This is a genomic window from Flaviramulus sp. BrNp1-15, assembly GCF_022259695.1.
Lineage (GTDB): Bacteria > Bacteroidota > Bacteroidia > Flavobacteriales > Flavobacteriaceae > BrNp1-15.
In genome coordinates this window covers 2,411,132-2,424,732 of sequence record NZ_CP092099.1, presented here as the reverse complement: position 1 = coordinate 2,424,732, position 13,601 = coordinate 2,411,132, and the positions used below count along the sequence as shown (strand labels likewise).

The window sequence follows — 13,601 nt, the reverse complement described above, 5'->3', positions numbered from 1 at the left end:
ATACTACTTTACAGATTACTTAAAAAGACATTTAAATCGGTTTCCTTATCTAAATTAAGCTTCTTTTTAAGACGATATTTGCTCTTTAAAACACTTTCTGGTAATACGTTAAGCATCGATGCAATTTCTTTTGTAGATAGGTTCATACGTATAAAAGAAGCGAGTCTTATTTCTTTTTCATTAATGTTGTTATAGATTTCTTTAAGCTTATTATCAAAATTGTTGTGTACTTCAGAGAAATAAGATTTAAAGACTTCCCAATCTTTATCTTCGGCACTTTCTTTTTTAAGCAACATAACTAAACGCCTGAACTCGACTTTAAATAGTTGAGGCGATTGTTTTATTTTTTCCAAATTCTCTTTTAATTCTTGTATAAATGTGCTTTTTTGAACCAAATGAAGCGTTTGCGATGCTAATTCTTTCTTTTTAAAGGCAATTTCCTGTTTGTAAATAGCTTCTTGTTTTTCGCGTTCAATTTTGTTTTTCTTCATACGCTGTTTAAATCCAAAAAACAACAATCCTGAAACTGCAACAAAGGTAAACATACCACCAGCATAAAGCCCTTTACGTAAATTGCTTATTTCAACTTCCTGATTTAAAGTTTCAATCTCTTTTTGTTGTAAAGCAATTTCTGTTTCTTTTTTCTCGGTTTCGTAAATAGTTTTTAGCTCTTCAATTTGTTGCGATTTTGTAGTATTGAATAAGCTATCGTTAAGCTTTTGATAGGATTCTAAATATAAAAGTGCTTCAGAATTATTATTTAAGCTTTGTAAAATCTTAGAACGGTATTTGTAAAGGTCTTTTAAATGCGAGAGTGTACCAATAGATTTGGCTATTTCAATCGCTTTTTGGTTATTATTTAAAGCTTCTAAAAATATATTAGTTTGATAATCAACTTGTGCTAAACCATCATAAGCATTCACTAAACTAAGTTTAAGGTCTTCTTTTTCTGCAATGGTTTTGGCGTCCAGCAATAACTTTTTTGCCTCAGTAAAGTTGTTTTTAATAATTTCTAACTCTGCTTGATTATGTAAAGCATTGGATAGTGATAAATTATCCTCAACTTCTCGCGAATATGAAATGGCTAATTCATAATTTTTTGTTGCATTGTTATAATCTTTTAAATTTTGATAGGAAATACCGAGTGAATTATAAGCATAAGCAGCATACATTTTATCTTCAAAGCGCTCATAAATTTCTATAGCTTGGTTAAAATAATCTATTGATGCCTCATGATTTCCAAGTCCACTTTCAATATCGCCAATTTGTTTTAAAACATCAGCTTTTCTAGTTTCGTGGTTTATATCTTCAAAGCATTTTAGCGCTTTAAACGCCTCGATAAGTGCAATTTTATAATTACCTTTTTCTATATAAATATTGGATAAGGCATTGTGCTGTGCGCCTATAAATTTTGTTTTTAAATCGCCTTCCTTTTCATGCGTTTTTATTAGCTCTAGAGTTTCTTTAGATATTTTTATTGCGCCATCTAAGTCGCCTTTTAATCTTGTGATATCTGATAACGAATGATTTACAAATATGATTCCTCTGGTTTGGTTAATTTCTGTAAACATGGTTTTTGCTTTTTCGTAATAGAATAGGGCAGAATCGTTTTCACTTCTATTACCATGATAATTTCCCAAATGCATATTGCCAACAGCTATACCTTTTTTGTAGTCTATTTTTTTTGAAATATCCAATTCCATGTGAGCATACATTTTAGCTTCTTCGGGTTTAGAAAACATCAGTTTTTCATGAAGTTTGGTAAGGATAATAACTTTTAAAGAATCGTCCTTTTTATGCTGTTTAAGTTCAGTTCTTAAACTATCTATCAGTTTTGTGTTTTGAGCAACTGCAGTTTCATTTATAAAAATGAAAGCAATAAAAATTGCAAGTAGATTTCTCATAATATTTGTTAATTAGCTGGTACTAAGATAAATATTATAAGCGTTCGAAATGTAGGTTGGTATCGTTTAGAAAAGTTGTGTCGTCCTCTGTTTGTCTATTTATAATTAGATTTTAAAACAATAGACTTGAATTTAAATAATTGAAAATCAGTTATTTAAAAATACACTCTTACTGTTAGAATTGCTGTTGTCCTGATTAAGTGATGAAGCCATTAAAATGGAATGTCCCCTTTTTGTCCACCTAAAATTTAGAGGTTAATGTTACTTTTTTACAGCTTCAACCAGTTCTAATTGCTCTAAACTAACATTTGTGGTAAACATACCGTAGTTAACAACGGCTTTGTTTTTTTCAATCTTGTCTATACTACCAATAGCTCGTCCATCTTCCATACGTACGTGATCACCAACTTTTAAAACAGGTTTTGGTTTTGGAGGTTGTTTAGCTTTAAGTGCTTTCTCGGTCTTTTTCTTTTTTCTAATGACTTCAACCTTCTTTTCAATCTCTTGTTTTACCTGTTTTTCTTTAGCTTTTTCTTGCTTTTTTAGTTTAGCTGAAACTTTTTTACGTTTAGAGTTTTCAATTTGAACAAGTTTAAATAACTCGCCCATAAGTTCGCGTTTTTGCTTGTTGTTAAAGTATTTTTCGGCAAGGTCGTTTACTTTTTGTCCTAGGTAAATGAGTCTTTGGTTGCTGTCGTACAACTCTTGATAGCTTTCTAACTTCTTTTGAATTTTTAAATTAATTTCCTCAAGTTTATCGGCCTCTTCAAGTTTCTTCTTTTCATTCTGTTTTAAAGACTGTCCTGTTTTTTCTAGTCTGGAACGTTCTTTTTGAAGTTTAGCAATAGTAGCATCAAAACGTACTTTACTGCGTTCAATCTTCTTTTTAGCACGATTAATCAAACTATAAGGAATACCGTTTTTCTGTGCCACTTCAAAAGTAAAACTACTTCCGGCTTGACCGATAACGAGTTTAAAAAGTGGTTCTAAAGTACGCTCATCAAACAACATATTGGCATTAAGCATATATGGTAACTCGTTTGCTAATATTTTTAGGTTGGAGTAGTGCGTTGTTATAATGCCAAAGGCTTCACGATGGTAAAATTCTTCTAAAAAGGTTTCAGCTAAAGCGCCACCAAGCTCAGGATCACTACCTGTACCAAATTCATCAATTAAAAAAAGTGTGTTTTTATTACACTTTTTCAAGAAGTAATTCATCTGCTTTAAACGATAGCTATAGGTGCTTAAGTGGTTTTCTATAGATTGATTATCACCAATATCGCTTAAAATTCTATCAAATAAACACACTTTACTACGTTCATGAACAGGAATTAATATACCACTTTGTAACATGACTTGCAGTAAACCAACTGTTTTAAGAGTAATACTTTTTCCACCAGCATTAGGTCCAGAAATAACAATTATTCTACTATCTTGTTTGAGTTCTATAGTCTGCGGAAAGGTTTTTTCTTTCTTTTCTAAGTTATTTAAGTAGAGCAGTGGGTGATAAGCGTCTCGTAAAAACATGCTTTTTTCTTCTGAAAATTCCGGAAGAATAGCATTCATAGATTTGGCGTATTTCGCTTTCGCAGAAATCACATCTATATCAATTAAAAAGGATTGATAGTCATGAAGTAAAGGTAAAAACGGACGAATAAAATTGGTTACTTCTTTTAAAATTCTAATAACTTCCTCTTGTTCTTCGTATTCTAGATTATTGAGCTCTCTTGAGTATTGAAGCGTGGTTTCTGGTTCTATGTAAACAATACTACCAGTTTTACTACCACCCATTATGGCTCCTTTAACCTTACGACGATACATAGCTTTTACCGCTAAAACCCGTTTGTTATCTACCACAGACTCTCGAATATCATCTAAATATTCAAGATTATGATAGGTGTTTAAAGCGCTCGTAAAACTTGCATTTATTTTACCTTTAATTTTGTTTATAGATTGCCTTAATTCTAATAAAAGCGACGATGCATTGTCTTTAATATCTCCAAAACGGTCAACATTACCATCTACTTTTTCAATAATTACTTTGGTAACCTCTATATGAGATGCGTAGCTATAAAGGTTTGGGTAATATTCTTCAAATTTCTTTAAAAATGTTACAATATCATTAACGGTTAACGACATTGACACAATTTTTTTTAAACCATGAACTTCTAAATAAGTATTTTCAATACGTAATAACTTTAATTCTTTAGTTATAGGGTCAAAACCATGATTTGGTATTCTATTATCGTTATAAAATGAGGAGAGATATTCGTTGGTTAATTTTAAAGCAATATTAAGGTCTTCCTTTGTTTTATAAGGAGAAATTTGTAATGCTTTTTCATTTCCTAAAGGCGTTACACAATGTTCGCTTACTTGTTGTAAAACCGTTTGAAACTCTAAATCTTGTAATGTTTTTTCGTGAATATGAATCATTCGTATTTTATAGCATCTTGATAAAAGAAATGCAAAGTTAAACATTCTAATTAAGAAGTTTTACACTGTTAAAGTGTTCTTAATAATTAGTTAATTAACAGTGTTATGATATTGTTTAACAAAACCCTAACAAAGTGGTGTTTAATTTGTATTACTTTTAAATAAGTCAATAAGCATCTATCAAACTACAAACAGTTAAATAGCTCAATCATTAAATATGATTGGGCTTTTTAGCTTATATAATTCCAGATATTCTTGTATTTACTTAATCGTTTGTAAGTATTTAAAATCACTTTGTTATCGGGAAGCGATAGTGTTGGATCTATTTTTAAAATATGTTTTGCGTGATATCTGGCATGTTCAAGAATGTTATTATCCTTGATGATGTCGGCTATTTTTAAGTTTAATACACCACTTTGCTGTGTACCCATAATATCTCCGGGTCCGCGTAAACGTAAATCTACTTCGGCAATTTCAAAACCATCATTGGTTCTAACCATGGTTTCTAAGCGGGTTTTACTATCGTTACTTAATTTATGCCCGGTCATTAGAATACAATAGCTTTGTTCGGCACCACGACCCACACGACCTCGTAATTGGTGTAATTGCGATAAACCAAAACGTTCTGCACTTTCAATAATCATTACAGATGCATTTGGTACATTTACACCAACTTCAATAACCGTTGTGGCAACCATAATTTGTGTTTCACCTTTAACAAAGCGCTGCATTTCATATTCTTTATCGGCAGGTTTCATTTTTCCATGAACAATAGAGATTTGGTATTCTGGCATAGGAAAGTCTCTGGCAATACTTTCATAGCCATCCATTAAATCTTTATAATCCATAGATTCGCTTTCTTGAATTAACGGATAAACAATGTATACTTGTCTGCCTTTTTTTATTTCATCTCGAATAAACCTGAAAACATTTAGTCTGTTTTTATCATAGCGATGCACTGTTTTAATCGATTTCCTTCCTGGTGGTAATTCATCAATTACAGAGATATCCAAGTCGCCATAAACAGACATGGCTAAGGTTCGTGGAATAGGAGTAGCGGTCATGACTAAAACATGTGGAGGGATAAAAGCCCCACCAACCTCCCCGGAAGAACTTCCTTTATGCCATAATTTACTTCTTTGTGCGACTCCAAATCGATGTTGTTCGTCTATTATTGCAAGCCCTAAATTTTTAAATTTCACCTTATCTTCAAGTAAAGCATGAGTACCAATTAGTATTTGTAATTCGCCATTTTCTAAAGATTCATGAATTTTTTTTCTTTCTGAAGTTTTACTTGAACCTGTTAGTAGTGAAATGCTGATATTCAAATTATTACACATTTCTAACAATCCGTTATAGTGCTGAACTGACAAAATTTCAGTCGGAGCCATTAAACAGGCTTGAAAACCATTGTCAAGTGCTATTAACATTGACATTAGGGCGACTATGGTCTTGCCAGAACCTACATCGCCTTGTAAAAGCCTATTCATTTGTGCATTACTGCCCAAATCGGCACGAATTTCTTTTAAAACACGTTTCTGTGCATGGGTTAATTCAAAGGGTAAATGTTCATTAAAAAAGGTGTTAAAATAGTCACCAACTTTTTCAAATGGAAAGCCTTTAATTTTTGATTTATGAATTAAATTTTTAATAATTAACTGCAGCTGAATATAAAATAATTCTTCAAATTTTAATCGAAATTGAGCTTTAGCAAGTAACTCTTGACTCTTTGGAAAATGAATGTTGAATAACGCAGAACTTTTGTTTATTAATTTTAATTCTGCTCTTAGACCTTCTGATAAGGTCTCGGTATATTTTCCTCCAGTTTCAATAAACAGTTGTTCCATGATTTTAATAATCACTCTGTTTGAAATACCTTTATTCGATAATTTTTCTGTTGAAGGATAAATAGGCTGCATCGCAGAACGAATACTTTTTTTGTGGTCTTCAAATAATTCTAATTCAGGATGTGGCATATTGTATTTACCACTAAACCAATTGGTTTTTCCAAAGGCTACATAAGGTTTGTTTAATCTTAGGTTTTCGCGAATCCATTTTTGTCCTCTAAACCATACCAATTCCATCGTACCGGTATCATCTTGAAAAGTAGCTACTAAGCGTTTTCCACGCTTTTGAGCCACCTCTTTAAATTCAATTATTTTACCAATTACTTGTACGTCGGCATTATTTTGTTGCAGTTGATTGATTTTGTAATACTGAGTTCTGTCGATGTAACGATTTGGAAATAAATTAATTAAATCTTGATAGGTGTGAATACCTAACTCTTTACGAAGCAAATCGGCTCTATTTGGGCCAACACCTTTTAAGTAATCTATGGGAGTTTGAAGATTGGTATTCATAATTAACGAATATAAATTTAATAATTGAAATTATTATTTAAAAGGATAATGACTTTGTTAAAGATAAATTGTTAATAAAAAATTATAAGTTGAAACCCCTCAATTTTATTGGGTTAAGTGCCTGTTTTAAAATGCAGCTACGGGTTTTCCGCAATTCAAATTTGATCATTAGTTATAAATTTAGGCCAATTCAATTTTATTAAATTTTAAGCATAACTTTTTTAACATTAACTACATGAAAATTAAAAAACTACTATTTTGTTTTACCCTCTTTCTTATTCCTTTTCTGGGTATTTCACAAATTCCATCTTATTACAATGATGTGAATTTAAACCAAACCGGACAATCTTTACAAGATGAGTTGGCTACAAAAATAATAAGTACACACGCCACTTTTTTATCATACACACCCGGTGTTTGGGACGCCTTAAAGCAAACAGATTTAGATCCCAATGATAATAGCAAAGTGTTATTGATTTATGGATATAATGATAATGATGGTGATCCTAAATCAGACAGAACTAGAGGTGTTAATATGAACGGAGGAAATGTGGGTGATTGGAATAGAGAGCATGTTTATGCAAAATCGTTAGGGAATCCGAATTTAGGAACTTCAGGCCCTGGAGCTGATGCACATCATTTAAGACCATCAGACACACAATGGAATTCTACAAGAAGCAACAGAAAATTTACAGATGGCTCTGGTAATGCAGGGATTGTTGGAAGTTTTTGGTATCCAGGGGACGAATGGAAAGGTGATGTTGCACGAATGATGATGTACATGTATTTACGATACGGAAGCCAATGTTTACCTGTAAATGTAGGTGAAGGCAATCCTGTAAGTGGAGATGCAAATATGATTGATTTATTTCTACAATGGAATGTTGAAGATCCTGTTTCTGCTTTTGAAGATCAAAGAAATCCAATTTTAGAAAATATTCAAGGTAATAGAAACCCATTTATTGATAATCCAGCTTTTGCAACGCAAATTTGGGGAGGACCACAAGCTGAAGATAGATTTGGTTCAGCGCCTAGTGATACTGATGCACCTTCTGTACCAGCGAATTTAGTCGCTTCAAATATTTTAGAAACTACTATTGATTTGTCTTGGGCAGCATCAACAGATAACGTTGGTGTAATAGCTTATGATATCTATGAATCAGGTTCATATTTTACAACAGTAAGTTCAACAAGTTATCAAGCTACTGGTTTAACTGCAAGTACATCATATTCATTTGTAGTATATGCAAGAGATGCTGCTGGAAATGTTTCTGGAGCAAGTAATACAGTAACCGAAACAACAAATGCACCATCTGGTGATACTGAAGCTCCAACGGCACCAACTAGTTTATCGGCTTCAAATATTACTCAAACAACAGTTAATTTATCTTGGATAGCCTCAACAGATAATGTTGGAGTTGTTGCTTATGATGTTTTTGTTGACGGTATTTTAAATCAGAGTTCAGCAAATACAAGTATAACAGTTTCAGGATTGGTTTCAAATACATCATATGCGTTTACAGTTTATGCAAAAGATGCAGCAGGAAACACATCAGGGGCAAGTAATACTGTTAATGCTACTACATTAGAAAGTACAGGAGGTGGAACTACAAGCGAATTATTAATTTCGGAATATGTAGAAGGAAGTTCAAATAATAAAGCGATAGAAATAGCAAATTTTACAGGAGCAAGTGTAGATTTATCTAGTTATACTTTAAAACGAAATGTAAATGGCGGAAGTACTTGGGGGGCAGCTTATAATTTATCTGGAGTAATTGCTAACCAAAGTGTATATGTTGTGGCTAATAATTCTGCAACTACAGCGATAATTAACGTTGCCGATGCTACAACCACAGCAGATGCCTTAATTTTTAATGGAAACGACCCTGTGGGATTATTTAAAAACGATATGTTAATTGATGTTGTTGGCGTATTTAATAACGGTACAGCAAACTTTGCGGCAAACACAACTTTAAGAAGAAAAAGTAGTGTTTCAAATCCATCAACAACCTACACGGTATCAGAATGGGATTCTTATGCTACAGATACATTTGACGGATTGGGAAGTCATACCATTGATGGTGGAGGAAGTGTAAGTGATACAGAAGCTCCAACTGCTCCAATAAATGTAGCTTTATCTAATATTACAGAAACAACAATAGGTGTAACTTGGACAGCATCTACCGATAATGTAGGTGTTACCGGGTACAGTGTTTATGTAGATGGAATTTTAAACCAGAGTACAGCAAATACAAATGCAATAGTTACAGGTTTAACAGTAAATACATCATACTCGATAACGGTTTACGCAACTGATGCAGCTGGAAATGTTTCAGTATCTAGTGCATCGGTAAATGGAACAACACTAGATTTAACAGCGCCATCTACACCAGTAAATCTATCAGCAACAAATATTACCCAAACAACAGTTGATTTATCTTGGACAGCCTCAACAGATAATGTTGGAGTTGTAGCTTATGATGTTTTTGTTGACGGTATTTTAAATCAGAGTTCAGTAAATACAAGTATAACAGTTTCAGGATTGGTTTCAAACACATCATATGCATTTACAGTTTATGCAAAAGATGCAGCAGGAAACACATCAGGAGCAAGTACCACAGTTAATGCTACTACATTAGAAAACACAGGAGGTGGAACTACAAGCGAATTATTAATTTCAGAATATGTAGAAGGAAGTTCAAATAATAAAGCGATAGAAATAGCAAACTTTACAGGAGCAAGCGTAAATTTATCTGGTTATTCATTAAAACGAAATGTTAATGGCGGAAGTACTTGGGGTGCAGCTTATAACTTATCTGGAGTTATAGCTAACCAAAGCGTATTTGTTGTAGCAAATACTTCTGCAACCACTACAATAACTAACATTGCTAATGTAACCACTACGGCAGATGCCTTAATTTTTAATGGAAATGATCCAGTAGGATTATTTAAAAACGACGTATTAATTGATGTTGTAGGCATATTTAATAATGGTACAGCAAACTTTGCTGCAGATACAACTTTAAGAAGAAAAAGTAGTGTTTCAAATCCATCAACAACATATTCGGTATCAGAATGGGATTCTTATGCAACAGATACTTTTGACGGATTAGGAAGTCATTCCGTTGAGGGAACAACTGGTCCAGAAGTATTGCATGAAGCTTACTTTGAGTCTGGTTGGGATAATTGGTCAGACGGCGGAAGTGATTGTGCTCGTTATTCAGGGTCGCGTTCATTTGAAGGCAATTATTCTATTCGATTAAGAGATGATTCAAGTTCTTCTATTATGACCTCAGAAACTTTTGATTTAACAGGGTATAATTCGGTTGATTTTGAATTCAATTTTTATGCTTATAGCATGGAAACCGGTGAAGATTTCTTTGTGAAATATTACAATGGAAGTTCATGGGTTGATATTGCAAACTATGTAAGTGGAACAGATTTTAATAACAACAATTTCTATGCAGCTTCAATAACTTTAGACAGCGCCTCATATAACTTCAACAGTAATTCACAATTCAGAATTCAATGTGATGCTTCAAGTAATTCAGATTATATTTATATAGATCAAATCACTATTATAGGTAATGGAGGTGTATTTGCTAAATCTGGTTCAAGCAAGACGAATAAAGACCATAATTCTTTAAACTACATTAGCTTTAAGGATACGTCTTCTGAAGGTTTGCTTGATGAGTTTTCAGTATACCCAAATCCAGTTTCTGGTAGTATTTTAAATATACATGCAGATTCAGATTTTGTTAATTATAGAATAGTAAATCTTTTAGGACAAAGCGTAAAATCTGGCGTTTTAAATAACGAAATAATTACGGTAGATTCACTAAAATCTGGCATGTATGTTATTGAATTATCAGATGGAGAAGAAAAAGTAGCTAAGAAGTTTGTAAAACAATAGCACATATTTTAAATATTTATTAAAGCCGGGTTTAACTCGGCTTTTTTATTTATATTTCTTTTTTGATAATAGTTTATGAAGCTACTTTTTAAATGTTTAATGGTTTGTTTTAGTGTTTTTGTAAATGCTCAACAAACTGAATATGTAGATTTTAAAAAGGTTAAATCTGTAATTCTTTTTAATCAAATTAATGTAGATAGTACAGTTTTTAATTCTTATGAAATTAAGTTTGATATTTTAAAAAACACAGATTCTATTTATTTAGATGCTATTAACATGAAGTTTCAAAATGTTGCATTGAATGAAAAATCGATAAACTATAAAAATGATGGTAAATCGCTTATTATTTATAATGATTTTGAAGCATCTACAAGTTATAAGCTTAATTTTCTGTTTTTTGCCTCGCCCAAAAAGGCTATGTATTTTATTGATTGGGATAATGAAGGAGGTAATAAACAAATTTGGACACAAGGTCAAGGAAAATACACCAGTAATTGGCTCCCTAGTTTAGATGATACAAACGATAAAATAGAATTCGATTTAACTTATGTTGCACCAAAAGGGTATGAGGTAATTTCTAATGGTAAAATGGTGTCAAAAACAGAAAACCCAAGTTACAATTTGTGGGAATTTGATATGGAACAACCAATGTCTAGCTACTTAGTTGCTGTGGCTGTTGGTAAATATGATAAGAAAGTAGAATACTCAAAAAACGGTATTCCTTTAGAAATGTATTATTACCCAGAAGATTCATTAAAATTTGAACCTACATATCGTTATACCAAACGCATGTTTGATTTTTTAGAAGAAGAAATAGGAGTGCCTTATCCTTGGCAAAATTATAAACAAGTTCCGGTAAAAGATTTTCTGTACGCAGGTATGGAAAACACAAGCGTAACTATTTTTACAGATAGTTTTGTAATAGATTCCATTGCTTTCGTAGATAAAAATTATGTAAATGTTAATGCACATGAATTGGCACATCAATGGTTTGGAGATTTGGTTACAGCAAAAAGTGGAGAGCACCATTGGTTACAAGAAGGTTTTGCGACCTATTATGCTTTGTTGGCAGAACGTGAGGTGTTTGGAGAAGATTATTACTATTGGCGATTATATGAATATGCGCAAGAATTATTAGAACAAGATAAAGCAGGAGGAAGCACCTCTTTGTTAAACCCTAAATCGAGCAGTACAACGTTTTATAAAAAAGGTGCTTGGGTTTTACATATCTTACGTGAAAAAGTAGGAGATGAGGCGTTTAAAAAAGCTGTAAAAACCTATTTGGAAAAGCATCAGTTTGCAACTGTTGAAACCAATGATTTTATAGTTGAGGTTGAAAAGGCTAGCGGACAGGATTTGAGTGAATTTGTTCAAAAATTTTTAATCGATTCTGAGTTCTTCAATGTTTATTTAATGAAGAAAGCATTGACAATGTCAATTGTTGAAAAGATGAAAAGAAATACGTTGAGTTGCAAAACTCGTTTTGAAAAGTCTAAAACAAATATAAATTGGAGTAATACGTATCCTAGAATTGATGGTTTTTCAAGGGTTATGGCTTTTAGAGAATTGTTTAGGGATTCAATTATTAATAAAAACAAACTTATTAAATCTGTTTTAAGTTCTAACGATATTAAAGTTAGGCAAGAAGTTGCAAAAACCTTAACCGATATACCTTTAGAATTAAAAACAGATTACGAATCCCTTTTAAATGACAAATCATATATAACCATTGAAGCTGCTTTATTCAACTTATGGAAAAACTTTCCACAAGAGCGACATAAATACTTTAATAAAACGAAAGATATTCAAGGGTTTAGTGATAAAAATGTACGTATGCTTTGGTTGGCTTTAGCATTAATTACAGAAGATTTTGAGCCTGAAAATAAAAAACAATTTTTTGATGAACTCACAGATTACACGAGCCCTAAATATGGTTTTGAAGTTCGTCAAAATGCCTTTCAATATCTAAGTCAAATTCAAGCTTGTAATGAAGTATGTAAAGACAATTTACAACAAGCCACTAAACATCATAACTGGCGGTTTTCTAAATTTGCTAAAGCGTTAATAAAATCAATGTAATGAGAGCATTAGTTATTTCAGGAGGTGGCAGTAAAGGCGCATTTGCAGGTGGTGTGGCACAATATCTTATTGAAAATAAAGGAAAAGAGTACGATATTCTTATAGGAACATCAACAGGAAGTTTGTTAGTTTCTCATTTGGCTTTAAAAGAGGTTGAGAAAATTAAAGAAGTATACACCAACGTTACTCAAAACGATATTTTTAGTGTGTGCCCGTTTAATATAAAAAAGAAAAGAGGTGTTGAAACCATTGGTATTCATCATTTTAATGTATTGAAGAATTTTTTTCAAGGCAGTAAGACTTTTGGAGAAAGCCATAATTTAAAAGCACTCATAAAAGAAAAATTTACAGAACTTGAATATGTTGAGCTCATAGAACGAAAGTTAGATGTATCAGTAACAGTGTCTAATTTGTCGCTAAATCAAGTAGAATATAAATCCATAAAAGATTATAGCTACGAAGATTTTTGCGAATGGATATGGATTTCATGTAATTACACACCTTTTATGTCGCTTGTAAAAAAGAATGGTTGCGAGTATGCAGATGGTGGGTTAGGAGCTATGGTACCTATTGAAGAAGCTATAAAACGAGGAGCTACTGAGGTTGACGCTATAATATTGCAAACTGAAGTTACACAACTAAATAGAATGCCTTCTATAAATCCATTTTCATTATTAACAAATATGTTTAGCTTTATGCTCGATAGAATTGAAAGTCAAAATATAAGAATAGGAAAGTTTGTGGCTAATAATCAAAATGCTATTATAAACTTTTACTATACACCAACAGTTCTAACAACAAACTCATTAATTTTCAATAAAGAAAAAATGACAAAATGGTGGAAAAGTGGATTTAATTTTGCAAAACACAGCAATGAAGAAACAAGCCAAATAGAAACTGAATGAAACAGAG

Annotated in this window: 6 protein-coding genes; 3 read left to right on the top strand and 3 right to left on the bottom strand. The window is 32.1% G+C overall.

Annotated features, from left to right (window positions below):
- Positions 1-8: 8 nt before the first annotated feature.
- The 3 genes from MBM09_RS10695 to recG form a co-directional block, all read right to left on the bottom strand.
- Positions 9-1,904, bottom strand: coding sequence for a tetratricopeptide repeat protein (locus tag MBM09_RS10695; protein WP_238673719.1), 1,896 nt, complete (start codon positions 1,902-1,904; stop codon positions 9-11).
- 261 nt (positions 1,905-2,165) lie between these two features.
- The gene (locus tag MBM09_RS10690; RefSeq protein WP_238673718.1) at positions 2,166-4,337 is read right to left on the bottom strand and encodes a DNA mismatch repair protein MutS; all 2,172 of its coding nucleotides are present in this window, start codon (positions 4,335-4,337) and stop codon (positions 2,166-2,168) included.
- Positions 4,338-4,567: 230 nt separating this feature from the next.
- The gene (recG, locus tag MBM09_RS10685) at positions 4,568-6,697 is read right to left on the bottom strand and encodes an ATP-dependent DNA helicase RecG (RefSeq protein ID WP_238673717.1); all 2,130 of its coding nucleotides are present in this window, start codon (positions 6,695-6,697) and stop codon (positions 4,568-4,570) included.
- Between the two features lie 235 nt (positions 6,698-6,932).
- Between recG and MBM09_RS10680 the strand changes: the two genes are divergently transcribed.
- The 3 genes from MBM09_RS10680 to MBM09_RS10670 all read left to right on the top strand — a co-directional run bounded on the left by MBM09_RS10680 (position 6,933) and on the right by MBM09_RS10670 (position 13,594).
- Positions 6,933-10,610, top strand: a complete 3,678-nt coding sequence (locus tag MBM09_RS10680) for an endonuclease (RefSeq protein WP_238673716.1) — start codon at positions 6,933-6,935, stop codon at positions 10,608-10,610.
- 75 nt (positions 10,611-10,685) lie between these two features.
- Entirely contained in the window at positions 10,686-12,689 is a 2,004-nt protein-coding gene (locus tag MBM09_RS10675) for a M1 family metallopeptidase (protein WP_238673715.1), read from the top strand.
- Entirely contained in the window at positions 12,689-13,594 is a 906-nt protein-coding gene (locus MBM09_RS10670; protein WP_238673714.1) for a patatin family protein, read from the top strand. Before MBM09_RS10675 ends, MBM09_RS10670 begins: the two co-directional genes overlap by 1 nt.
- Positions 13,595-13,601: the final 7 nt, after the last annotated feature.

Bases quoted from the DNA above. Each gene is read 5' to 3' on its own strand.
- MBM09_RS10695 (WP_238673719.1), bottom strand. From the start codon at position 1,904: ATGAGAAATCTACTTGCAATTTTTATTGCTTTCATTTTTATAAATGAA.
- MBM09_RS10690 (WP_238673718.1), bottom strand. From the start codon at position 4,337: ATGATTCATATTCACGAAAAAACATTACAAGATTTAGAGTTTCAAACG.
- recG (WP_238673717.1), bottom strand. From the start codon at position 6,697: ATGAATACCAATCTTCAAACTCCCATAGATTACTTAAAAGGTGTTGGC.
- MBM09_RS10680 (WP_238673716.1), top strand. From the start codon at position 6,933: ATGAAAATTAAAAAACTACTATTTTGTTTTACCCTCTTTCTTATTCCT.
- MBM09_RS10675 (WP_238673715.1), top strand. From the start codon at position 10,686: ATGAAGCTACTTTTTAAATGTTTAATGGTTTGTTTTAGTGTTTTTGTA.
- MBM09_RS10670 (WP_238673714.1), top strand. From the start codon at position 12,689: ATGAGAGCATTAGTTATTTCAGGAGGTGGCAGTAAAGGCGCATTTGCA.